The 24,755-nt window shown below is 41.2% G+C and carries 23 protein-coding genes; 18 read left to right on the forward strand and 5 right to left on the reverse strand.

Annotated elements, in window-relative coordinates; genetic code table 11:
- The first annotated feature begins 26 nt into the window (after positions 1-26).
- The 14 genes from flhF (at position 27) to LP316_RS07460 (ending at position 12,757) form a co-directional block, all read left to right on the forward strand.
- Positions 27-1,475, forward strand: a complete 1,449-nt coding sequence (flhF, locus tag LP316_RS07395; protein WP_193023677.1) for a flagellar biosynthesis protein FlhF — start codon at positions 27-29, stop codon at positions 1,473-1,475.
- 32 nt (positions 1,476-1,507) lie between these two features.
- A complete protein-coding gene (locus LP316_RS07400) occupies positions 1,508-2,350 on the forward strand; it encodes a MinD/ParA family protein (protein WP_193023678.1) in 843 nt (280 codons plus the stop codon).
- Between the two features lie 27 nt (positions 2,351-2,377).
- A complete protein-coding gene (locus tag LP316_RS07405) occupies positions 2,378-3,097 on the forward strand; it encodes an RNA polymerase sigma factor FliA (RefSeq protein WP_193023679.1) in 720 nt (239 codons plus the stop codon).
- Positions 3,098-3,137: 40 nt separating this feature from the next.
- Positions 3,138-3,521 carry a chemotaxis response regulator CheY gene (gene cheY / locus LP316_RS07410; RefSeq protein ID WP_193023680.1) on the forward strand — a complete coding sequence of 128 codons (384 nt, stop codon included), beginning with the start codon at positions 3,138-3,140 and terminating at the stop codon, positions 3,519-3,521.
- 40 nt (positions 3,522-3,561) lie between these two features.
- Complete coding sequence (locus tag LP316_RS07415; protein WP_193023681.1) at positions 3,562-4,296, forward strand: protein phosphatase CheZ; 735 nt, start codon at positions 3,562-3,564, stop codon at positions 4,294-4,296.
- A 15-nt stretch (positions 4,297-4,311) separates the two neighbouring features.
- The gene (locus LP316_RS07420) at positions 4,312-6,450 is read left to right on the forward strand and encodes a chemotaxis protein CheA (protein ID WP_193023682.1); all 2,139 of its coding nucleotides are present in this window, start codon (positions 4,312-4,314) and stop codon (positions 6,448-6,450) included.
- A 13-nt stretch (positions 6,451-6,463) separates the two neighbouring features.
- The gene (locus tag LP316_RS07425) at positions 6,464-7,588 is read left to right on the forward strand and encodes a protein-glutamate methylesterase/protein-glutamine glutaminase (RefSeq protein WP_193023683.1); all 1,125 of its coding nucleotides are present in this window, start codon (positions 6,464-6,466) and stop codon (positions 7,586-7,588) included.
- A complete protein-coding gene (locus tag LP316_RS07430; protein WP_193023684.1) occupies positions 7,581-8,327 on the forward strand; it encodes a flagellar motor protein in 747 nt (248 codons plus the stop codon). The genes LP316_RS07425 and LP316_RS07430 overlap by 8 nt, the downstream gene beginning before the upstream one ends.
- Positions 8,324-9,286 carry a flagellar motor protein MotB gene (locus LP316_RS07435; RefSeq protein WP_193023685.1) on the forward strand — a complete coding sequence of 321 codons (963 nt, stop codon included), beginning with the start codon at positions 8,324-8,326 and terminating at the stop codon, positions 9,284-9,286. Before LP316_RS07430 ends, LP316_RS07435 begins: the two co-directional genes overlap by 4 nt.
- Positions 9,287-9,301: 15 nt before the next feature.
- Positions 9,302-10,081: a ParA family protein gene (locus tag LP316_RS07440; protein ID WP_193023686.1), complete on the forward strand. Its 780-nt coding sequence runs from the start codon at positions 9,302-9,304 to the stop codon at positions 10,079-10,081.
- Entirely contained in the window at positions 10,078-10,821 is a 744-nt protein-coding gene (locus tag LP316_RS07445; protein WP_226960827.1) for a chemotaxis protein CheW, read from the forward strand. Before LP316_RS07440 ends, LP316_RS07445 begins: the two co-directional genes overlap by 4 nt.
- Positions 10,822-10,884: 63 nt before the next feature.
- Positions 10,885-11,376, forward strand: a complete 492-nt coding sequence (locus tag LP316_RS07450; protein ID WP_193023687.1) for a chemotaxis protein CheW — start codon at positions 10,885-10,887, stop codon at positions 11,374-11,376.
- A gap of 55 nt (positions 11,377-11,431) precedes the next feature.
- Complete coding sequence (locus tag LP316_RS07455) at positions 11,432-11,878, forward strand: DUF2802 domain-containing protein (RefSeq protein WP_193023688.1); 447 nt, start codon at positions 11,432-11,434, stop codon at positions 11,876-11,878.
- Positions 11,879-11,953: 75 nt separating this feature from the next.
- The gene (locus tag LP316_RS07460; protein ID WP_193023689.1) at positions 11,954-12,757 is read left to right on the forward strand and encodes a VacJ family lipoprotein; all 804 of its coding nucleotides are present in this window, start codon (positions 11,954-11,956) and stop codon (positions 12,755-12,757) included.
- An 88-nt stretch (positions 12,758-12,845) separates the two neighbouring features.
- Here LP316_RS07460 and LP316_RS07465 read toward each other — a convergent pair whose 3' ends face one another.
- Entirely contained in the window at positions 12,846-14,687 is a 1,842-nt protein-coding gene (locus LP316_RS07465; RefSeq protein ID WP_193023690.1) for a M2 family metallopeptidase, read from the reverse strand.
- A gap of 891 nt (positions 14,688-15,578) precedes the next feature.
- Here LP316_RS07465 and LP316_RS07470 point away from each other — a divergent pair.
- From LP316_RS07470 to LP316_RS07480, 3 genes are all read left to right on the forward strand, one after another.
- Positions 15,579-16,208, forward strand: a complete 630-nt coding sequence (locus LP316_RS07470) for a TetR/AcrR family transcriptional regulator (RefSeq protein ID WP_193023691.1) — start codon at positions 15,579-15,581, stop codon at positions 16,206-16,208.
- 134 nt (positions 16,209-16,342) lie between these two features.
- The gene (nagZ, locus tag LP316_RS07475) at positions 16,343-17,371 is read left to right on the forward strand and encodes a beta-N-acetylhexosaminidase (protein WP_193023692.1); all 1,029 of its coding nucleotides are present in this window, start codon (positions 16,343-16,345) and stop codon (positions 17,369-17,371) included.
- Entirely contained in the window at positions 17,352-18,734 is a 1,383-nt protein-coding gene (locus LP316_RS07480; RefSeq protein WP_193023693.1) for an SLC13 family permease, read from the forward strand. Before nagZ ends, LP316_RS07480 begins: the two co-directional genes overlap by 20 nt.
- An 81-nt stretch (positions 18,735-18,815) precedes the next feature.
- On the opposite strand, the gene dsbB is transcribed toward LP316_RS07480, so the two are convergent.
- On the reverse strand, positions 18,816-19,334 hold the full coding sequence (gene dsbB, locus LP316_RS07485) for a disulfide bond formation protein DsbB (RefSeq protein WP_193023694.1): 519 nt from the start codon (positions 19,332-19,334) through the stop codon (positions 18,816-18,818).
- A 69-nt stretch (positions 19,335-19,403) separates the two neighbouring features.
- Entirely contained in the window at positions 19,404-20,996 is a 1,593-nt protein-coding gene (nhaB, locus tag LP316_RS07490) for a sodium/proton antiporter NhaB (protein WP_193023695.1), read from the reverse strand.
- A 218-nt stretch (positions 20,997-21,214) separates the two neighbouring features.
- Here nhaB and fadR point away from each other — a divergent pair, with 218 nt between their 5' ends.
- On the forward strand, positions 21,215-21,925 hold the full coding sequence (fadR, locus tag LP316_RS07495) for a fatty acid metabolism transcriptional regulator FadR (RefSeq protein ID WP_193023696.1): 711 nt from the start codon (positions 21,215-21,217) through the stop codon (positions 21,923-21,925).
- A gap of 25 nt (positions 21,926-21,950) precedes the next feature.
- Here fadR and LP316_RS07500 read toward each other — a convergent pair whose 3' ends face one another.
- Positions 21,951-23,465: a SpoVR family protein gene (locus tag LP316_RS07500; RefSeq protein WP_193023697.1), complete on the reverse strand. Its 1,515-nt coding sequence runs from the start codon at positions 23,463-23,465 to the stop codon at positions 21,951-21,953.
- 11 nt (positions 23,466-23,476) lie between these two features.
- Positions 23,477-24,754, reverse strand: coding sequence for a YeaH/YhbH family protein (locus LP316_RS07505; protein WP_193023698.1), 1,278 nt, complete (start codon positions 24,752-24,754; stop codon positions 23,477-23,479).
- Position 24,755: the final 1 nt, after the last annotated feature.

The following is a 24,755-nucleotide window of genomic DNA, read 5'->3' on the forward strand; positions in this document are numbered from 1 at the left end:
GCAAAAAATGTTGTAAGGGGTTAACAATGAAGATTAAACGTTTTGTCGCAAGAGATATGAAAACTGCACTAGCAGAAATCAAAGAAGTTTTAGGTGCTGATGCCGTCATCATGTCGAACAAAAAAATCCCTGAAGGCATCGAAATTATGGCCGCGGTTGATTACAATCAGCAGCCTGTTGCAGCTGAGCCAGCACAGACATCAAGTGCAGTTGCCAGCGCAGATCGTCAAATCGCTGAAGATGTTGTTTCAATAGGTGTTGGTCAATCAACAGAGCAAGGCGAAGCTCAGCCTTCAGCTAACATGCCCAAAGTCCCTGATAGCTTAGCGGAATTGCTGAAACGCGATATCCAAAAGCCAAAGCATCAAGCTACTGATACCACTGAAACTATCGAGCAACAGTTTAAAGAGTTTACCCAGCGCCTGAGTAATGCCCAGTCTCAGGTCGACGAGCCGCATCTTGCCTCGAAGCCAACTGTTGATGATGTCGATGGCACTGAGCATCAACATATGACCGATGCAAAAGCTGTTAATACACCGCAAAACGAAGAGTTCGAGCGGATGAAGCAAGAGATGGCATCTATTCGCCAGCTACTAGAGCATCAAGTAGCAGGTTTATTGTGGCAGGATCGCGTTCAAAAAGATCCCAACCGTGCTGTTTTAGTCAATAAATTATCTTCGATGGGGATTGATGAACACCTTGCAGATCAAATTGCGGGTTTTATTCCTCGCCAATTGAATGAACAAGAGGCATGGCAGCAAGTTAAGCATTTATTGGCCAATCAATTACAAACAACCAATAACGACATTATTCGCCAAGGCGGTGTGGTGTCGTTAGTAGGCCCAACAGGCGTTGGTAAGACGACAACTATCGCCAAAATTGCCGCGCGTTTTGCTCAAATCCACGGCGCTGATTCTGTCGCGTTAATTTCAACGGATACCTACCGCATTGCAGGTTTTGAGCAATTAACTACCTACGGTAAAATTATTGGCTGTCCAGTGAAGTTAGCTGAGGACGCAAAAGAGCTCGATATGTTGCTCGCACAGTTCTCTAATAAAAAACTCGTGCTAATTGATACCGCAGGCATGGGGCAACGCGATATGCGCTTAAACCAGCATTTAACAACGCTAGTTGCTAATACCCGTGCACGAATTAAAAACTACTTGGTTTTAGCGGCTAATACCCAAGCTAGCGTGATGGATGAAAACGTTCAGCGATTCAATAAAATACCGCTTGCAGGCTGTGTATTTACTAAGTTAGATGAAAGCTTAAGTGTCGGTGAAATAATATCGACTTCAATTCAACATAACTTACCTGTTGGTTATTTAACCGACGGTCAGCGTGTGCCAGAAGATATTAAGGTTGCAAATGCTGAAAAGTTAGTTACGCTTGCTGATAAAATGTTTACCAAACAACGTAAACAAGCACCAATAAATTGGGCTCATCAATCTATGGCTTCTCATGCCGTGATGTAGAGCACCACAGTACAAGTAGTAAGAAATAGAAGATGTTAGATCAAGCGAGTGGCTTACGAAAAATGCAACAACCCAAAAAAGTGAAGGTCATTGCTGTTTCAGGTGGTAAAGGTGGTGTGGGAAAAACAAACGTTTCACTCAACACTGCAATTGCTATGGCTCAAATGGGCAAAAAGGTCCTAGTATTAGACGCCGACTTAGGGTTAGCAAATGTTGATGTAATGCTAGGTTTGCGAGTTAAGAAAAACTTATCTCATGTGATGTCAGGAGAATGTGAACTCGACGACATCATTATAGAAGGGCCCGCGGGGATCAAAATCATTCCTGCTACCTCAGGCACACAGACGATGGTCGATTTAACGCCATCTGAGCACGCCGGTTTGATTCGGGCATTTAGTGATATGGAAACTGACTTTGACGTGCTCATTGTCGATACCGCTGCCGGTATTTCAGATATGGTTTTGAGTTTTGCTCGAGCCGCACAAGACGTCATGTTAGTGGTCTGTGATGAACCTACGTCGATTACCGACTGTTATGCCTTGATGAAACTTCTCAGCCGAGATCACGGCGTATTTAAATTTAAAGTTGTCGCCAATATGGTACGCAGTCCTAAGGAAGGCCAGCAATTATTTGCTAAACTTACAAAAGTTAGCGATCGCTTTTTAGATGTTGCCCTCGAGTTGGTTGGTATCGTGCCATTTGATGAGAACATCAGAAAGTCAGTGAGAAAACAACAAGCCATTGTTGAAGCTTTTCCTGATTCACCCGCGTCAAAAGGATTTAAGCGTATTGCAAAAAATGCCTTAGATTGGCCAATACCCCATCAGCCATCAGGTCATTTAGAGTTTTTTATAGAACAGTTACTAGAGAAATAGTAACAACAACTGATGAGCGGATGTTAAGTGGTAAAAACGCAAGCGTATATTGATCAAATAGATAAAACTGCTTTAATAGAGCAGCAAACTGTCTTGGTTAAAAGAATTGCCTATCATTTAATGGCTCGGTTACCTGCTAGTGTACAGGTAGACGACTTAATTCAAGCCGGCATGATTGGCTTGCTTGAGGCGTCAAATAACTTTGATGCGAGTAAAGGCGCGAGCTTTGAAACGTTTGCTGGTATTAGAATTCGCGGTGCTATGCTCGATGAAATTCGTCGCGGTGATTGGACGCCCAGATCAGTACACAGAAACTCCCGCCTCATCAGTGATACCATCAAAACATTAGAGGCTGAACACGGTCGTGATGTAACCGATAGCGAAGTGGCTGACAAACTAAATGTCTCATTGCGCGAATATCATGATATGCTTAATGAAGTAAGCTCTGGTAAAATAATAGGTATTGAAGATCTTGGTGTGACAGAAGATGCAATAAATTTTGCTCATGAGGCCACGATAGATAGCCCTCATGACGAAATTGAGCATAGCGCTTTTAAGCAAGCGTTAGCAACTTGTATAACTTCTTTACCCGAACGTGAATCTTTAGTGTTATCATTGTATTATGACGAAGAACTGAATTTACGTGAAATTGGCCAAGTACTCGATGTGAGTGAATCTCGAGTAAGCCAAATTCACAGTCAAGCGATGCACCGATTAAAAGCGCGGATGCAATCTTGGCAAAATTAAGAATTGAATTAGTAAAAAACAAACTCTTTCGGAGGGTGCCTTGGATAAAAATATGAAAGTACTTGTTGTTGATGACTTTTCAACAATGAGACGTATTGTAAAAAACTTATTACGTGATTTAGGCTTTACCAATATTCAAGAAGCTGATGACGGCTCAACTGCATTACCTATGCTACAAGGTGGTGACTTTGATTTCGTCGTTACCGATTGGAACATGCCTGGTATGCAGGGTATCGACTTGCTTCGCGCTATTCGCGCAGACGAGAAGCTAGCACATATTCCAGTACTGATGGTGACAGCTGAGGCGAAAAAAGAGCAAATCGTGATGGCGGCGCAAGCTGGTGTCAATGGATACATTGTGAAGCCTTTTACTGCAGCGACGTTAAAAACTAAGCTAGACAAGATTTTTGAGCGCTTAGCGTAATAAACACGACTGAATGTTGGTTAACCTTAGGAGTGTTTAAATGAGCGCTTTAATATCGTTAGAGCAGGCAAAGCAACTTGTTGCCTACTTAGAAGCTGGTCAAAATGACGAAGCGGATAAGCTTATTGCTGATGTTCAAACACCAATCAATACAGAGCTATTTGAAGAGATCGGAAAGCTGACTCGTCAGTTGCATGACTCATTAATGAACTTTCAAATTGATACTCGTCTTAATGATTTAGCAACAGCAGATATCCCCGATGCTAAAGAACGACTAAACTACGTAATAGAGCGCACCGAAGAAGCAGCCAATAAGACCATGGATGCTGTTGAATCGATTTTTCCTGTGCTTGATAAGGTTCAGTCACAGGTAAACACTGTTAAACCTCAATGGCAAAAGTTGATGAAAAACCAGCTAGAACTGGAAGGGTTCAAATCTTTATGCCATGAAATTGACGCTTTATTGGTGACAACCGACAAAGAAGCTGAGCACATTCACGCCTTGATGACGGATGTGTTAATGGCGCAAGACTTTCAAGATTTAACAGGCCAAGTTATTCGTAAAGTCATTGATCTTGTTAGGGAAGTAGAAGATAGTTTAATCAACATGTTAACCATGTTCGGCGTTAATAAAATTGAAGGTCAAGATACTGTCGCTAAACCAAAGGTTGGTGAAAATCTCGTGGAAGGACCTATAGTTAATACTGAAACACGAGATGATGTGGTTTCAGGCCAAGATGATGTTGATGATCTATTATCAAGCTTAGGATTCTAAGGGGAAGTTCGAATTATGTCCTTCGAAGCAGATGAAGAAATACTACAGGACTTTTTAATTGAAGCCGGTGAAATTCTTGAATTGCTCTCCGAGCAACTGGTTGAATTAGAAAACGATCCTGATAATGCGGATTTGCTCAATGCAATTTTCCGTGGTTTTCATACCGTAAAAGGTGGCGCAGGATTTCTGTCGCTAACTAACTTAGTTGATGCCTGTCACGGTGCTGAAAACGTGTTCGATATTTTGCGAACAGGTCAGCGCAAAGTAACCCCTGAATTAATGGACATCATTCTTCAAGCACTTGACACCATCAATGAAATGTTTGCTCAAGTACAAAACCGTGAAGAAATCGATCCAGCTGACCCTGTTTTACTCGAAGAATTACATCGTTTGAGCGCCCCAGAAGGCGCAGAACCAGAAGTTGTCGTTGAAGCAACACCAGAGCCTGAACCAGAGCCAGAACCAGCAGTAAGTGAAGGCTCTTCATCTGATGAAATGACAGAAGATGAGTTTGAAGCGCTTTTGGACCAATTACATGGCTCAGGTGGTGCACCTAAGCCGTCAGATACTGCACCAGCACCATCAGATAGCAGTGTTCAACCATCAGATGAAATTACTGACGATGAATTTGAATCACTACTGGATGAATTACACGGCCAAGGAGCTTTTTCAGCCTCTAATTCGAGTAAGCCTTCAACATCTGCATCGACAAATTCAGATGAAATAAACGATGATGAATTCGAAGCATTACTCGATGAACTGCACGGCAAAGGCCAAGGCCCGAAAGCTGGAGCAACGCCTGTAGCTTCTGCTCCTGTGACTCCGCCACCTGCTGCGGCTAAACCGCAACCGGTAGCCAAGCCTCAGCCGGCAGCAAAACCAGTGGCAGCGCCAGCAGCGCAAAAAGCAGCGGCCCCGGCTAAAGCTGCAGATAAAAAGCCGACGCAAAGCGCCGGCACACAAGGTGAAACAACCGTTAGGGTTGATACTAAGCGACTTGACCAAATTATGAACATGGTGGGTGAGCTAGTATTAGTGCGTAACCGTTTAACCAGCTTAGGTCTTACTAAAGAAGATGAAGAACTCACCAAAGCCGTTTCAAATTTAGACGCTGTTACTACCGACCTTCAAGGTGCGGTAATGAAAACCCGAATGCAGCCGATCAAGAAAGTGTTTGGTCGTTTCCCGCGCGTTGTTCGAGACCTTGCTCGTAGCTTGAAGAAAGAAATTAAGCTTATCTTAGAAGGTGAAGAAACAGATTTAGATAAAAACCTTGTAGAAGCACTAGCTGACCCGCTAGTTCACTTGGTGCGTAACTCTGTTGATCACGGTATTGAAGAGCCTGATAAACGTGAAGCCAATGGCAAACCACGTGAAGGTACCGTTATTTTATCGGCGTCACAAGAGGGTGATCATATTTTGTTAACCATTAAAGACGATGGTGCAGGTATGAATGCTGATAAGCTTAAGGATATCGCGATTGAGCGAGGTGTATTAGATGCTGATGCAGCCGCTCGTATGTCAGAAAAAGAAGCCTTTAACCTGATTTTTGCACCGGGCTTTTCGACGAAAACTGAAATCTCTGAAGTTTCCGGTCGTGGCGTGGGCATGGATGTAGTTAAAACCAAGATCACGCAGCTTAACGGTACCGTTAATATTGATTCTGAACTTGGTAAGGGTACGGTTCTTGAAATCAAAGTACCACTAACACTAGCTATTTTACCGACCTTAATGGTTGTCGTTGGTGAACAAACTTTTGCGTTACCATTAGCCGGCGTTAACGAAATATTCCACTTGGATTTAACCAATACCAATTTGGTCGATGGCCAACTGACGATCATCGTTCGTGAAAAGGCTATCCCGCTGTTCTACTTAGATCAATGGCTAGTTAAAGATATTCAAGACAAACCAAGAGACAAAGGGCACGTTGTTATTGTTCAGCTTGGAACACAGCAGATTGGTTTCGTTGTCGATAGTTTGATTGGTCAAGAGGAAGTGGTCATTAAGCCGCTAGATCGCCTATTACACGGTACACCTGGTATGGCTGGTGCAACGATTACAAGTGATGGTGGTATTGCACTCATCCTTGATGTACCGAATATGCTCAAGTACTACGCGAAAAAGTCACATATTAATAAAAAGCTAGGCGCATAAGTAGAGATAATAAATGGCTTATAAGGTATTAGTCGTTGATGATTCGAGTTTTTTTCGTCGACGGGTGTCAGATATTCTAAATAGTGAAGCAAATTTAGAAGTTATTGATGTCGCTGTAAACGGTAAGGAAGCTGTTGAAAAGGCTAGTACCTTAAAACCAGATGTTATCACTATGGACATTGAAATGCCGGTGCTTAATGGCATTGAAGCTGTTAAGCAAATCATGGCGCAATCACCTACACCTATTTTAATGTTCTCCTCGTTAACACACCAAGGTGCCAAGGCAACACTTGATGCGTTAGACGCGGGCGCATTAGATTTTCTTCCTAAGAAATTTAATGAGATAGCGGCAAATAATGATGATGCTGGTGCTTTATTGCGTCAACGTGTGCAACAGTTAGCTCGTCGTCGTGTCAGTATGCGCCGTACGACAGCACCTGGGATTGTTACAAGAAAATCACAAGCCCAGCAAACACCGCAATCACAATTTGCAACGGCGTCAAAATCTCGACCAATGTCGAATTTGTCCCCAGCCAATCACCGGGTTAAAAGCGATAAAAATTACAAATTGCTTGCCATCGGCACTTCTACTGGTGGCCCGATAGCATTACAAACGATTTTAACAAAACTACCTAAAGACTATCCTTTACCTATTATTCTCGTTCAGCATATGCCGGCAGCCTTCACTGCAGCCTTTGCTAACCGCTTGAATAACCTTTGCCAAATCAGTATCAAAGAAGCAGAAGATGGCGATTTACTCACACCAGGTTGTGCTTATTTAGCGCCAGGTGGTAAACAAATGGTAATCACTGGTACGGAAAATGCTAAGAAACTGAGGATACTAGAAGATGACAGCGAACGGCTGACATACAAACCTAGTGTTGATATTAGTTTCGGCTCGGCCGCAAAAGTTTACCAAGGTGATGTATTAGCGGTAATTTTAACCGGGATGGGCCATGATGGAAGGGAAGGTTCACGTATGTTAAAAAGTAAAGGCGCGACAATTTGGGCGCAAGACGAAGAGTCTTGTGTCGTCTACGGTATGCCACAAGCGGTAACCGCTGCTGGAATATCTGAATTATCATTACCACTGAATGAATTTGCATCAGCAATACTAAAGGAAACAGGCAATGGATAAACTCAGTATTGCTGGGCTTATCATTGCGGTTGTTGCTATATATCTTGGTTTTGCGATTGATGGTGGTTCAATAGCCTCTCTGTTTCAGCTCCCGGCATTTATTATTGTAGTGGGCGGCACGCTCGGTGCTGTTATGTTACAGTCTTCAAAAACAGAATTTGTTCATGCAATAGCCCTACTTAAATGGGTGTTTAAGCCACCAAAATTTGATGTTGACCAAGGGGTCCAAGATATTGTTTCTTGGTCAATTATGTCAAGAGAGTCGGGCTATTTAGCACTTGAAAATATTGCGCTTGATGAAGTTGATCCTTTTGTTAATAAAGGCTTAAACCTGTTGGTTGACGGTGTCGAAGTCGATAACTTCAAAGAGTCATTAGCGCTTGATTTAGATTTGTATCGAGAGCATAACTTACGTGCGGCAAACGTCTTTGAATCGATGGGCGGATACAGTCCTACCATTGGTATTTTGGGTGCTGTACTTGGCTTGATTCATGCGATGTCTAATTTAAGTAATCCTGATTTACTCGGTCACGGTATTGCAACAGCCTTTGTTGCAACCATCTATGGGGTTGGTTTTGCCAACCTAATCTATCTGCCTGTTGCTAACAAACTACGGTCAATTATTCATCAGGAAACCTTGTATCGCGAAATGGTGCTCGAAGGCTTAACCGCGATAGTTTTAGGCGAAAACCCCCATGCTATAGAAAATAAATTGTCAGCATTTAGGTTAGTAAAATGAGACGGTTTCACAGTGAGCGACATGAAGTTAACCACGACAATGTCCATCGCTGGTTGATTTCTTATGCCGATTACATGACGCTATTGTTTGCGTTATTTGTTGTCTTATATGCCATGGCGATTATTCATGAAGAGCCTTTTGAAACGATGACTGACTCTATCGGTCGTGTTTTCCAATCGGAAGACGAAAAGACAAAAAACCGAGGGCAAGGCGAAGATATTTTACCTGTTAATTCGCGAAAATCAGAAACACAGTTATATGGTGATGGTATATTAGAAGAGGCTGGTCCTGAGCTAACTGATGGTGAAAATGAGCTATCAAATATAGAGAAAAGTGAAGTGGGTACCAACTTAGAGTCACTAGAAGATGAGCTTCATACGGCGCTGTACGAGTTGGTCGAAAATGGTTATGCAGAGCTCGAGATCGATGGCGATTGGTTAGAAATAGAATTGAGTAGCGGTTTGTTGTTCCCCAGTGGTAGTGCATCAGCAACCAATAATGCTGAGGTAATACTCTCGGCTATCACCCCATTAATCAAAGATGTGACAAATTATATTCGCATCCGTGGTTATACCGATAATCAACCGATAAATACTGAAATATTTGAATCAAACTGGGAGCTGTCAGTTGCCAGAGCCGTTGCTATACTTAGATTATTAGAAGAACAAGAAATTATTCCTCAACGAATGGCTATTGAGGGCTATGGTCAGTATTCACCTAAAGTAGCCAATGATACAGATGATGGAAGATTACAAAACCGTCGGGTTGTCATAGCAATCTCTAAATATGGTCTTGAGAGAGAAAATGTCTTAGATACGCCTTCGATTAGCGTTAAGGATATTGAAACGATCAAACAAGAAGTTGATTCTGGCAAACAAGGCAATAAAATTAGAATTATTGAATTAGAAAACGGGGGGATTCGCATTACCACCCGTGATGATGAAAATCAGAATAATTAGATACTAGGAACACTTTTGGTCGTCTGGACAGTTGCAAATCAAAAAGGTGGCGTAGGTAAAACCACAACAACCATTACCTTAGGCGGATTATTGGCGTCTATGGGGTACAAGGTGCTGTTGGTAGATACCGATCCTCATGCGTCACTTAGTTATTATTTTGGCATTGAATCTGAAGACTTAGACTTGAGTGTTTATGATTTATTTGTTCAAGACTCAACGAAAGAACAAATCTTACAAAGCCTTTGCCCTACTCAGTATAGTAATATCGATATTTTGCCTGCGACCATGGGCCTTGCGACACTCGATAGAGCCTTGGGAGCTAAAGGTGGAATGGGGCTCGTATTGAAAAAAGCCTTGGCAAAAATATCAACCGAATATGACTTTGTGTTGATGGATTGTCCGCCGATATTAGGGGTTTTGATGGTTAATGCCTTAGCAGCTTCTGAGCGTATTATTGTGCCAGTACAAACCGAGTTTTTGGCATTAAAAGGTTTAGACCGAATGATGCGAACGTTAGAGATGATGGAATCCGAGAAAGAGTCATCCTTCACCTATACCATAGTACCAACCATGTTCGACAAACGTACTAAAGCGTCTATTTTATCTTACAAAAAATTACAAGAAACTTATCCCAATAGTGTCTGGCAAGGGGTGATACCAATAGATACAAACTTTAGAAATGCTAGTCTGGCACAAAAGGTACCGTCAGATTACGCGATGACTAGTCGCGGTGTCCATGCTTATAAAACGCTTTTAAACTACCTTCTGAAACAGACAACAGTGAAGTCATCATGAGTAAATCATTATCTGCTAGTAATAAAATAATGAAGAATTATTTGTCTGAGCTATTAACTGACGTCGCAGAAGAGCAAGCCAGTGTTCAGGCACTTGAGAAACAAGCAAAAGACAAACAGCTCGAATCTTTGCTCGACAAAGTAAACCTAGCAAAGCAAGAAAACGCTGCTATGCCGCTATCACGTCACCCCCATGATGATCGTGAGCCGGAGCCAATAGATGAGCTCCAAATTGCACCAGTAAAAACGCGAAAAAGCAGAGCGGCAGGTCAAACTCATACTAAATCGGTCAACCGAGAGAGTTTCCAAGCAATGTTTTTCGAAGTGGCGGGGCTTACCGTTGCAGTGCCATTGATTGAGCTTGGCGGTATTCATCACATTGAGAAAACCAATACCTTAATGGGTAAACCTAAGTGGTATAAAGGCGTTATGGTACATCGTGAACAAAACATTAATGTTGTTGATACAGCATTATGGGTGATGCCTGAAAAGTGTAATCAAGAACTATTAGATAGTATTAAATATCAATATGTTATCATGCTTAATGATAGTGATTGGGGCTTAGCTGCTGAACATTTAGTTGATACGGTTACACTCCAACACGATGACGTTAAATGGTTAGATAATCCAGCAAAACGCAAATGGCTTGCTGGCCTGGTAAAGGATAAAATGTGCGCCTTACTCGATGTAGATTCATTAATTGAACTACTAGAAAATGGCGTAAATATTAATCATGACTAAACTATAATACATTGATAGAATATCTTTGATGTATAAGACAAATTTTAATTGAGGACGGGTAGTATGTCTGACGAACGACGCACTTCTAATGACGCTGTTGATAACGATGAAGTACTCCAATGGGTAACCTTTAAGTTAGACAGCGAAACTTACGGTATCAATGTGATGCAAGTACAGGAGGTTTTACGCCACACTGAGATTGCCCCCGTGCCAGGCGCTCCGGGTTATGTACTCGGCATTATCAACTTGCGTGGTAACGTGGTCACCGTCATTGATACTCGAGCGAGGTTTGGCCTTGTTGCCGGTGAAGTGACTGATAATACGCGTATCGTGATCATCGAAGCAGAAAAACAGGTTATCGGTATTATGGTTGATAGCGTTGCTGAAGTTGTATACCTCAAAGCCTCAGAGATTGATATTGCGCCAAACGTCGGTAACGACGAGAGTGCTAAGTTTATCCAAGGTGTATCAAATCGAGATGGTGAACTACTTATTTTAGTCGACTTGAATAAACTGCTAACTGATGATGAGTGGGACGAGTTAAAACAGTTCTAATCATTCGTTAGCTTAGATGTTGATAAGAGAGCCGAAAGTAAGAACGTGATGTCTTATGTTATCTATTGAACTCACCTCAATTGCGACACTTGCAGTTCTTTTGGTGCTGCTTTTTGTTTTATTAGTTCGACAAAAAGCAGTTCAGGCAACTATCCAAGATAAACTTAGTGTACAAGAGTCTTTAATTACTCAACAAAGCCAAACAATAGCTGCGCAAGAAATATCTTTGCGTCAATTAGCCGAACTAGAAGCTGAACACTTCAGTGAGAATAGCCAAGTAACTAAGCAGTTAGAACACCGTATTGCAACGCTAAAACAACAGCTTACTGAGCTAGAAAGTCTGTGCCAGTCACTTAACCAACAATCAACAGAAGATAAGTTTTACTCAAGAGCATTAAAGTTAGCGCAAAAGGGCGCTGATGTTGATGAAATTGTCGCGGAGTGTGAAATTCCCCGAGCCGAGGCAGAAATGCTACTCGCGGTCCATCAGAAAAAATCATAGCTCGCTTTAATACCATTTATTTCACTCGGTATTACATGTTAGACTTGCTCGTCATCAAATTACTCGGACGTTAACATGACTAAATTTGAGGCTTTTGTTAAGCGCTCTTTTTCCATTAGTTTTATCATCGCTATATCGTTAGTTAATATCGGTTGTTCTAGTACGCCTGAGCAAAGCAAGCGCATGCCGGCCGCACAAATAAATGATCCATTAGAGTCGATCAACCGGCCTCTTTGGGTCTTTACGTGGGAATATGCCGACAAGTATGTAACAAGACCTGTGACGAATGCATATGTCGCTATTATGCCAGATTTTTTGCGGGCAGGTTTGCTCAATATGGCACAAAACCTCAACGAGCCGTCATCGATGATCAATAACCTACTACAAGGTAAGTTTAAAGCTGCGGGCAATGATGCTGGTCGCTTCGTACTTAATTCAACTGTAGGTTTATTAGGTTTTTATGATCCAGCCAGTGATTTTGACATGATGAGAAGCCAAGAGGAGTTTGGTGAAGTACTTGCAACTTACGGTGTTGGTGACGGTGCTTACTTGATGATCCCTGTTCTCGGCCCATCCTCTATTCGTGAGGAAGTCGGTGATTTTATTGATCACAGCTACTTCCCTATCGGTGATTTCGCGTTTTGGCCAGGTATTTTTAGGCGAGCGATTATCGGCTTAGAAGCTCGAGCAGATTTCGGCGAGCGAGAGCAGATTATTGATAACTCGGTTGATTCATACCAATTTGTCAAAACGAGTTATTACCAAAATATGTTATACCGCGTTTATGACGGTAATCCTCCAATTTTGGTAGATGAGAAAGCCGAAGAAGAGCTTGATGAATATCTAGACTTACTGGAAGAAATCGACGAACAAGACTAATACTAATTGAAATAACTATTTAATTCATTTGGTATAAGAAAAAAAGGTAAGGCCATGGCCTTACCTTTTTTATATTATTATCCGCTGACTAAAAACCACATTGGCGGTTTTGGTTTTTCTCTTTTAACCAAGTATGTAAAGGTGCAAAGTAATCTAGAATAGCTGTTGCGTCCATTTGCTCGCTACCTGTAACTACTTTATAGGCCTCTTGCCACGGTCGACTAGAGCCCATCTCAAGCATTGAATTCAACTTTTCACCTGCTTCTTTACTTTGGTAAATAGAGCAACGGTGAATCGCTTCTGTGTTGCCTGCTAACTCACACAACGAGCGGTGGAACTCAAACTGTTGAATATGAGCAAGGAAGTAACGCGAGTAAGGCGTGTTCGCTGGTACATGATATTTAGCACCGGGATCGAAAGCGTCAGCATCGCGGGCAATTGGCGCACTAACACCTTGATATTTTTCTCTTAATTCCCACCACGCTTGGTTGTAATTTTCCGGTGTTACTTCACCTGAAAATACCTTCCAACGCCATTGATCAACTAATAATCCAAAAGGAATGAAGGCCACTTTGTCTAGTGCCATCTTCATTAATAAGCCAATATCTTTTGATTCATCAGGAATGCTATCAATAAGACCTATTTCCTTTAAGTATTTAGGTGTTACAGATAATGCGATGGTGTCACCAATTGCTTCGTGAAACCCGTCATTAGCACTATTTTGGAATAATACTGACTGGTTTTTGTAAGCGCGTTGATAAAAGTTGTGACCAAGTTCATGGTGAATGGTAGAGAAGTCTTCACCTGTTTTTTGGATACACATTTTAATGCGAATATCGTCTTGGGTATCTAAACTCCAAGCTGATGCATGACACATAACATCTCGATCAGCCGGCTTAGTAAATAGTGAACGAGTCCAGAATGTTTCTGGAAGTGGTTCAAATCCCAACGAAGTAAAGAAGTTCTCTGCTCCTTTAACCATTTTGATTTCGTCGTAATTGTGCTTGGCTAATTGAGTGGTCACATCATAACCCGGATCTGCGTTTTCAGGGGCAACCAGATCGTAAATGTTCCCCCATTGCTGTGCCCACATGTTACCTAATAGGTGAGCGGGAATAGGTCCGTCTTGTGGTACTTTGTCTTCGCCATATTCTTTGCCTAGTTCAGCGCGAACATAACAGTGTAAGTCATCGTAAAGTGGCTTTACTTGTCCCCATAATCTATCGAGCTCATTGGCAAAATCGTCTGGCGTCATATCGTAGTTAGAGCGCCACATTGCACCTAAATCTTTATAGCCTAGGCCTTCAGCACCTTCGTTTGCCAACACCACCTGGCGGCTATATAAAGGTTTCATTGCAGGGCTAACTGTGCGCCAACCTTGCCAAAGTTCCAATAATTCATCGTAATCACGTGAACTGGCCATTTTGGCCGACATATCAACCAAGCTTAATTTTTCACCTGACTTTGTCGTGTAAGTCCCTTTGCCATAAATACTGCCCATATCTGCTGCTAACTTGGCAAGTTCCGCTGATTTTTCAGAATCTTGCGGGGCAGGGATGACAAGGCTCTGTTTTAGGATGTTAAGCTTTCTTCGCTGCTCGTCTGTCACTTCAACATTGTCAAACTTAGCCGCTTCCATTGCGTATTTTACACCAGCTTCAGTGTATTTTTGGTTCTGCTCTGATGCCAATGCACTGGTATCTTCAGTGATAAAGTTTTGATAGATCCATTCAGCGCGTGAGGCATCAATTACCAATGCCGTCATTTGTTTTTCTACTTCAGTTAAAAAAGCTTGCGCATCTTGCTGACTTAATTGTTGATTTGCTACTTGGTTAGCAGTGGCTTTTTTTGGGGGAGTTGTATCGTTACAACCCGAAATAGTGAGTAATAGCGCAGTCGCTATCGCTGAGAGTTTTATTGTTTTTTTCATGGGCTTTCATCTAGTTATTATCGTATCCGCTAGCAGTATAACGCAATGTATTAACTAGCTCTAGCATGAAGATCCCCATAAAAATGAGGTAAAAAAAAGCTCATCAAAGTAGATGAGCTGTCAATAAGGGAGAGTATAACAAAAATTTCTTAAAAGGCGTCGACCTCAATAAGATGACTTCATTGTATTTAAGCTCGCTGTTTTTTACTGTTGTCAATCCGTTAAAAATTGTAATGCTAGAGAAATAGATAAAAAAAAGCTCATCAAAGTTGATGAGCTGTCAATAAGGGAGAGTATAACAAAAATTTCTTAAAAGGCGTCGACCTCAATAAGATGACTTCATAGTATCTAAGCTCGCTGTTTTTTACTGTTGTCAATCAGTTAAAAATTGTAATGCTGGAGAAATAGCTAAAAAAAAGCTCATCAAAGTAGATGAGCCGTTAATAAGGGGAGTATCACAAAAAATCTTCAAAAAGGCTTTGCCTAAATAAGATGGTTTTATCTTAACGATTAAGTATGTTTATTACTGTTGGTAATTGGTTATCAAATGTAATTAATCATTTTGATCTACGTCAGGCAGGCAAAAAAAAAGCTCGAATTAATCGAGCTTCAAAATAAGGGAGTATAACAAGGTATGAAAGTCAAAATTTAAGCGAGGATAAATTAGCTTTCATAACAGTGAAGCGAAAATCTTTAATGCTGATTGACAGATCAGGCATCATAAGGAATACATTCACTGTAAACTAAGAGTGTTACTGTTTTATAAAGTTCAAAATAAATATAAAAAATATTTTTGTTATCCTTTTACTCGACTTTATAACCATATTGTAATAACTAAAACATCTGTTTAAACTAGATGTTTAAAACGCAGTATTATGATTAGAGTAGTTGATGAGTACCAAAGAAAAAATATTGGATGCAGCGGAAAAGCTTTTTTCCGACAATGGTTTCAATGGCACGTCTTTAAGAGAGATAACAAGCCTTGCAGAAGTGAATTTAGCTGCGGTCAATTATCATTTTGGCTCTAAGAAAGAGTTGATTAAAGCGGTAATGTCAAGATACATGAACGAACTTTCACCTCGCTTAATGACCACGTTGAATAGTGTTCAGGCCAAAGACAAGCCAACGTTAATTGAAGTTTTCTCTGCGTTTGTTGAACCTTTACTTGCACTTAATTTATTTAGAGAAAATGGTACTGCAACGTTTCTACAATTACTTGGCCGAGGCTATACTGACTCTCAAGGCTTCTTGCGTTGGTTTCTTACGACTAAATATCCACAGGTTATTGAAAATTTCATTGCCGCTGTCCAAAAAGCATATCCGGAACTCGATGCTGAAGAAATTTTCTGGCGATTACACTTCACCATGGGGACCGTGGTCTTTACCATGTCTTCGAGCGATGCGTTAATAGATATTGCTCAAAGTGATTACAATAATCAAGTTGGGATTGAAGACGTAATCGCCAAGCTAATTCCATATGTAGCAGCAGGTGTTGGAGCACCTATTCAACAGGTTCAATAATATCTGTTTATTTACGCCGTTGATTTAGGCAAAATGCAGTCTTATCAAATTATCCTAAATAGGATAAATTTACTTGAAAGCGATAATGGGTATTGTCGCTTTTTTTTCGTCAAATAATAATAGGAAGGGCCACAATGGGACCTTTAATGATCGATGTGCAGGGCACCCAATTATCTGGTGAAGATAAAGAGCTACTGAAACATCCTTTAGTCGGCGGCATAATTTTGTTTAGCCGAAACTATGAGTCACCTCAACAAGTATCACAGTTAACACAAGCAATCCGTCAAGCGGCGGGACAACCTTTATTAATCGCTGTTGATCACGAAGGCGGCAGAGTTCAGCGTTTTCGCGATCAGTTTACCGCGATTCCGGCGATGTATGACTTGTGGCGTTCAAGTGGTGAATCTTTAGCGACAAGCCAACAATATGCATACGCTTGTGGTTATGTTATGGCGATAGAAGTTATTGCAGTTGGCATTGATATTAGTTTTGCACCAGTACTTGATATTAACAATATTAGTGAGGTCATAGGTAACCGAGCGTTTCATCATGAGCCAACGGCTGTTGCTGATATTGCTAAGTATTTTATCAAAGGTATGCATGATGCTGGAATGAAAGCGACGGGTAAGCATTTTCCAGGGCATGGTAGTGTAAAAGAGGACTCGCATGTCGCCTTACCCATTGATAAAAGGGAGCGTTCAACGATTTTTCAGCATGATATGCTGCCATTTAAACAACTAATCGCTGATGGTAACCTTGATGCGATAATGCCTGCACATGTTATCTACCCAGATGTTGATAAAGATGCTGTTGGTTTTTCTCGGTATTGGCTACATGAAGTTCTGCGCAAATCTTTAGGATTTAATGGCGTTGTTTTTAGCGATGATTTAACTATGGCAGGCGCTCACTACATTGGTGGCTATGTTGAACGAGCAGAAGCGGCACAGCAGGCGGGATGCGATATGTTACTGGTGTGTAATAGCCGCTCAGCAAGTATTGAAATTATCGATAATGCCAATCTCAATATTGATCCGTTATCGCAAACACGATTAGCTAAACTCATTGCAACACAGCAACATCAGTGGACAAAAATGACGACTAATCAAAACTGGCAGCAATATGTTGAAGTGGTGAATCGCGTTCATGAACTTACTCAAAAGTAACAACTTCTATCTTATTTTTGCGCCGTTTGCTGCACTTGGTTTTTATTTTGCGCTAACCTTTGCTGGTTTAGACAGTAAACCAGCAATTGCAGCAAGTATCTCTTTATTAACCGTGATACTTTGGATCAGCGAAGCTATCCCCATCCCGGCAACCTCACTTATCCCATTTGCTTTATTACCACTATTTGGCATTGTTGATCATCGCGCAGTCGCGTCGTCATTAGGTAGCCATGTTATTTTGCTTTTAATGGGGGCATTTATGCTCTCAAAAGCACTTGAGAAAAGTAATGTTCACGAGCGACTGGCTATTTATATGATCAAGCTTGTTGGCTTATCAAGTGGTAAACGCTTGGTGTTTGCATTTATGCTAGCCGCGGCAATTTTGAGTATGTGGATTTCCAATACAGCGACAACCTTGATTATGTTACCTATTGCTTTGGCTATTTTGCGCAATGTTGAAGATCACCGATTGTCGATAGCGTTAGTGCTAGGTATTGCATACGCAGCAAGTTTAGGCGGTGTGGCGACGCCTATAGGTACACCACCCAATGTTATTTTTATGGCGTTATATCAAGAAACTACCGGTCTCGATATGAGCTTTTTATCATGGATGAAGGTAGGTGTACCTGTTGTTGTGATAGCCTTGCCATTAATGGCTTGGTGGTTGACTCGTCATGTTAAAAGTCAGCTGAGCTTGTCTTTACCTGCGTTAAAAGCATGGACTATTGCTGAGCGCAGAGTACTCATTGTTTTTGGCTTAACTGCACTTGCATGGATCACGCGACAAGAGCCGTTTGGTGGTTGGACTGCATTATTTGGCCTTTCGGGTATTGGTGATAGTACGGTCGCCTTAGCTGCTGTGGTTATTATGTTTATCGTACCCGATGGCAAAAAGGGGCGATTGTTAGACTGGCAAACGGCTCAGCAAATTCCTTGGGGAATGCTATTGCTCTTTGCCGGCGGTATTGCCATTGCCAAAGGTTTTGTTGCGTCTGGATTGAGTGACATTCTCGGCAACTGGCTAACATCCTTTGCTGATATCAATGTCTTTCTGTTGATTGTGGTCATTTGTTTAGTGATTACCTATTTGACTGAAATCACCAGTAATACCGCAACAGCCACACTATTACTGCCAATTTTAGGCGTAACGGCAACGTCGATGGGGCATGACCCGTTATTACTGATGGTACCGGCGACCATTTGTGCAAGTTGCGCTTTTATGCTGCCGGTAGCAACTGCGCCTAATGCCATCGTTTACGGCACAGGCAAAGTGAGAATCAAAGAAATGGTCAGAGAAGGCTTTGTCTTGAGTTTAATTACCGTTGCCGTGGTTTCTACGGTCAGTTATTTAATGTTGACTTAAATTTGCTGTTTGGCATTTGCCAATCAAACTCAAATTGATAAAAAAGCACGTTAAGCGTGCTTTTTTATTTTGATTTGTCGCTTATAGCTTTCGATGGATTTTAATCGTACTGGCGGTTACTGTTAACCAAAGTACGCTATAAACTGCAAATACTACCACCATCCATTGTGGCATTGAGTAACCTAAGAACTGCCAACTAATTTTTCCGCAGTCACCGGTTGCAGCAAAAATACTTGGCAACCACTCATGTAAAGGCGCCCAGCTTGGGAAGTTAGGAACAACTTCACAACTAAACAAAAATGACATCGTTGAAGTTTGCATTTCGACGTGCTCGAGCGCAATGATAAGACCCCATATCGCACTCACGCCCCAAGTTGCAAACGCTAGCGTACGGGCAATAATATTATCGCTACCGATGAAGCCTAGGATACCGGCAAACAAAATACCCAATACAGCTACGCGTTGATAAATACACATGATGCATGGCTCTAAATTCAAAATGTACTGAAAGTAAAGTGCGCAACCTTCAAACACTAAGGCGCTAAAAGCGAGTAATAACCAAGCTTGAGGATTGTTATGTAAGTTAGCAAAGAATTTCACGGATCTTCCTGTTGTTCTTGTTGTCGTGAAAAAAGCGCCTATAGCGGCGCTTTTTTGTTTGGTTTGATACTAGTGACCGCTAGGGACTTTATCTACCGCTTCTTCAACGGTGTGGTGATGTATCCACCCTCGTTCATAAAAAGCATTTGTTTCTGACTCTAAAAAGCCAGATGAAATAGTTAATAGCCCAACGATAGTTAATACGATGGTATAAGGGAATGCCATAATCACCATACGACCGTAGGATAACCTAATAAGTGGAGCCAAAGCTGATGTTAGCAAGAATAAAAACGCAGCCTGACCATTTGGCGTGGCAACACTCGGTAAGTTAGTACCTGTATTGATAGCAACAGCAAGTAAGTCGAATTGGTCGCGTGTAATTTGCCCCGCTAGTAACGCTTTCTTCACCTCTGTTATATAAACAGTGCCGACAAATACATTGTCGCTGACCATTGAGAGGAAACCATTGGCAAGGTAGAACATCACCAATTGCATGTTACCTTCAAAGCCAAGTACCCAAGTTATCACTGGTGTAAACAACTTTTGGTCAATAATGACGGCAACCACGGCAAAGAACACAGCAAGTAGTGCTGTAAATGGCAGCGCCTCTTCAAATGCGTGACCAATTTGATGTTCTTCTGTAACGCCAGTAAATGAAGTCGCAAGAATAATAACCGTTAAACCAATTAAGCCAACAGCAGCTAAATGAAGTGCTAATGCAATAATCAACCAAATACCAACGATACCTTGCATAACAAGTTTCACCTTGTCTTGTTTAGTACGGTTTTTTGATTGTTGTCTGTCGTATTGTTTTAATACTTTTAATACATTTTTTGGGATCTCAACACCGTAACCAAACCATTTGAACTTCTCTAAGGCAAAACAAGTAATTAAACCAGCAATGAGAACAGGGAAGGTTACTGGTGCCATACGAATCGCAAATTCAACAAATTGCCAACCCGCTTGGTGGCCAATAATTAAGTTTTGTGGTTCACCAACAATAGTACAAACACCACCTAATGCAGTACCGACACCAGCGTGCATCATAATATTGCGAAGGAAAGCGCGAAACTGTTCTAAATCTTCACGAGAGTACTCTGTTACTTCTTCATCATGGGTGTGATCGTGATCGTGGTGTTGCTGTTTACCCGATGCAACTTTGTGATAAACCGAATAGAAACCAACAGCAACACTGATGATAACGGCAATAACCGTTAATGCGTCCAAGAAAGCCGATAAGAATGCGCTGGCGAAACAAAACAGTAGGGCAACGACTTTTTTCGATCTGACTCTGGTGATAATTTTAGTAAACAAGAACAGCAGCAAGTCTTTCATGAAATAAATGCCTGCTACCATGAATATTAAGAGTAATAATACTTCAATATTTATTTGTATTTCATGCATGACCTGATATGGCGACGTCATACCAATAACAACGGCCTCAAGGGCTAGCAAGCCACCAGGTAGCAATGGGTAACATTTTAATGCCATTGCTAAGGTAAAAATAAATTCTAGCACTAATGCCCAGCCGGCAATGTAAGGGCTGACATAGAAGTAAAGAATAGGGTTTAGGATTAAAAAGAAAATGATCGCGTTTTTATACCAATCTGGCGAGTTGCCAAGAAAGTTTTTGTATAACGCACTCATAAATGATTGCTGCATGTTAGACCTTTATTTATTAGTGTTAGTGCAAACTCAAATTTAAGTCTGACTTTATTATTAAATATATCATACTATTTTCTGCAATATTAATAGTATAAGTAGGAAACAACCTACCACAATTGCAAAATAAGGTTAATAAATTTTATCAAACTTGTTTGAAAGTAATCTTCTGGTACAATCAGTTGAATTGTTAAAGTTATAAGGGTTTGAAATACCGCATGGTAATTAAAGCACAAAGTCCTGCAGGTTTTGCTGAGCAGTGGATAGTTGAATCTATTTGGAATGGGGGCTTCCCGCCAGGTTCTATTTTACCGGCGGAACGAGAATTGTCAGAATTGATCGGTGTAACCCGTACAACACTGCGCGAAGTTTTACAAAGGTTAGCAAGAGATGGTTGGCTAACAATAAAACACGGGAAACCAACAAAAGTTAACGATTTCTGGGAAACATCTAGCCTTAATATATTAGAAACGCTTGCTCAACTCGACCAAGAGGGGATCCCAGACTTGGTTGATAATTTAATGTCGGCTCGTACCAATATCAGTGCGATTTATGTTCGCGGCGCGATTAAGAACAACCCTGAAAAAACTATCGAGCTGCTGAAGTCGTATCAAGATGTTGCCGATGACGGTGAAGCGTTTGCTGAATTTGATTTTCGATTAAATAAAGAGCTCGCTAGTGCTTCAGGTAATCCTATTTATTTACTCATTCTTAATGGTTTTGCAGGATTGTATTCTCGCCTTGGTGGCTTGTACTTTGAAAATCCGAAAGGGCGTGATATTTCACGTAAGTATTATCAAAAATTAATGGAATTAGCAGAAAAAGGTGAATATGACGAAGCCGTATTTGCTGTGCGTAAATATGGTATCGAGTCAGGTCGATTATGGCTTGAATTAAAAGATGACGTGTTAAAAGAGTTATCTGAGTAACCGTACTGTTAGAAAAAAGCGAGCATTAGCTCGCTTTTTTTGTCTCTTTTTCAGGCCATTGTGATAACAGCTGCGGTTCATCGTCGCCATTATCTTCAACGAGTTTGACATCAAATTTCCACAAGTAGTGCAGGTGCTTAAGCACTTCTTGATGTCCGCTAGCAAGTGGCACCTCGTTTTGTGGTATGTAACACAAGGTTAAAGAGCGATCGCCGTTGATATCAGCTTCTGTGATCTGGATATTAGACTCAAGTATACTGAGGTTGTATTGTTGTGATAGTTTACTGCGAATTTCTTTGTAACCGGCTTCATTGTGAATAGCACTTATCTCCACATAACTATTTTGCTGATCATCGTGGATATTAAATAACTTCATATCACGCATCAACTTCGGTGATAAATACTGCAAGATAAAACTTTCATCTTTAAAGTTTTCCATTGCAAAGTGCAGGGTTTTCAACCAGTCGCTACCGGCAATGTCAGGAAACCAGTGCTTGTCTTCGTCTGTCGGCTCTTGGCAAATGCGCTTTATATCCATGAACATATTAAAACCTAGCGCATAAGGGTTGATACCCGAGTAAAATTTGCTGTTGTAACTTGGCTGAGCCACGACGTTAGTATGATTGTGCAGAAATTCCATCATAAATTTGTCGGTGAGTTTTCCTTCGTCGTATAAGTGATTTAATATGGTGTAATGCCAAAAACAAGCCCAGCCCTCATTCATCACTTGAGTCTGCTTTTGTGGATAAAAGTATTGTGATATTTTGCGAACAATACGCACTAATTCGCGTTGCCACGGAGCCAGTAAAGGGGCATTTTTTTCAATAAAATACAAAATGTTTTCTTGTGGCTCACGCGGGAATTTATCAGCCTTTTTTACTTTGCTTTTTTGTTGTTCTGGCAGTGTTCGCCAAAGCAAATTGACTTGGGATTGTAAATATTCTGCTCGTGCTTCCTGCTGCTTTAATTCTTCATCGAGCGAGAGTTTTTGTGGCCGTTTATAGCGGTCTACACCGTGGTTCATTAACGCGTGACAAGCATCAAGGCAAGTTTCTACGTCATCGATACCATATTTTTGTTCGCACTTTGCGACATAACTTTTGGCAAACAGTAAATAGTCTATTATCGAGCTTGCATCTGTCCATGACTTAAATAAGTAGTTATTTTTAAAAAAAGAATTGTGACCATAACAAGCATGTGCCATCACCAGAGCTTGCATGGTCATTGAATTCTCTTCCATTAAGTAGGCAATACAAGGATCTGAATTGATGACTATTTCATAGGCTAGGCCCATAAAACCTCGTTTGTAAGTTTGTTGAGTTTCAATAAACTTTTTGCCAAAGGTCCAATGATTGTAGCCAATTGGCATACCGATACTGGCGTAAGCATCCATCATTTGTTCAGCTGTTATCACCTCTATTTGATTTGGATAGGTACTCAGTTGGTAGTGTTTAGCGACCCGTTCAATTTCATCTTGATATATTTTAAGTAATGGGAAGGTCCAGTCTGGGCCATCATCTAGTGGTATTTGCTTAGCCATGATCAGTCCCCTTAAGCTGCTTGAGCTGATTTTTTGCTAAATAACTCTCTGAAAACCGGGTAGATATCTTCAACCGACTTGATGTGCGCCATGGCAAAGTGTGGCGTTGATTTTTTAACGAGTTCATACTGTTGCCACAACGTTTGATGAGCGCGTTTGGTAATTTCTATGTAACTAAAGTAACGGCATTTAGGCATGAGCTGTTTTTCCATCAACTGACGACAATATGGCGAGTCGTCGGCCCAGTTATCACCATCTGAGGCTTGTGCGCCGTAGATATTCCACTTTGAATCGCTATAGCGCTGTTCAATGATTTGATTCATTAACTCTAAGGCGCTTGATGCAATGGTGCCGCCTGTTTCCTGTGAGTAGAAGAATTCTTGTTCATCAACTTCTTTAGCTTGGGTGTGATGGCGGATGTAAACAACATCGATTGATTGGTATGTTTTAGTCAAAAATAAATAAAGTAAGATATAAAATCGTTTCGCAATATCTTTAGTCGCTTGATCCATTGAACCCGATACGTCCATCAAGCAAAACATAACGGCTTTTGAAGTAGGAACCGCTTGTCTAGCGTAGTTTCGGTAACGTAGATCAAAACTGTCGATAAAAGGCACTTTAGCGATTTTGGCTTTCAACTCGTCAATTTCTTTAATAAGTCGCTGTTTTTCGGCTGTATTATCTATCGGAGACTCAGTGAGTTTGGCGAGTGCGTGTTGTAATTCCGTTAATTTTCGTCGCTTACTGCTGGTCATTGCAATCCTGCGAGCAATAGAACCCTGTAGTGATTTGACAATATCGATATTGGCAGGCACACCTTCAGCACAATAGCCGCTTCTCACGGTTTTAAATTCAACTAATTTATCGAGCTGACTTTTTTCAAGATTGGGTAATTCCAAGTCTTCAAATAAGATATTGAGGTACTCATCTTTAGATATTGAAAAGACAAAATCGTCGTTGCCTTCGCCATCTTTACTTGCGTTACCTTCACCAGCACCCTGACCTTGGCCTCCTTGAGGGCGTGGTATCTTATCTCCAGGGCTGAACTGATCATTGCCCGGGTGAACTTGGTCTCTGACACCGCCCTTACCACGGTGAAATATTGGCTCAGATAAGTCTTTTTTGGTGATTGAGACATCTTCACCAGAGCTTATATCAGTAACACCGCGCTTGTTAATCGCACCTTCAACCGATTGCTTTATCTGATGCTTATAACGTCTAATAAAGCGCTGTCTGTTAACGGTACTTTTGTTTTTGGCATTGAGTCGTCGATCAATAAAATTAGCCATA

The sequence above is a fragment of the Thalassotalea sp. LPB0316 genome (assembly GCF_014898095.1).
Taxonomy (GTDB): domain Bacteria; phylum Pseudomonadota; class Gammaproteobacteria; order Enterobacterales; family Alteromonadaceae; genus Thalassotalea_G.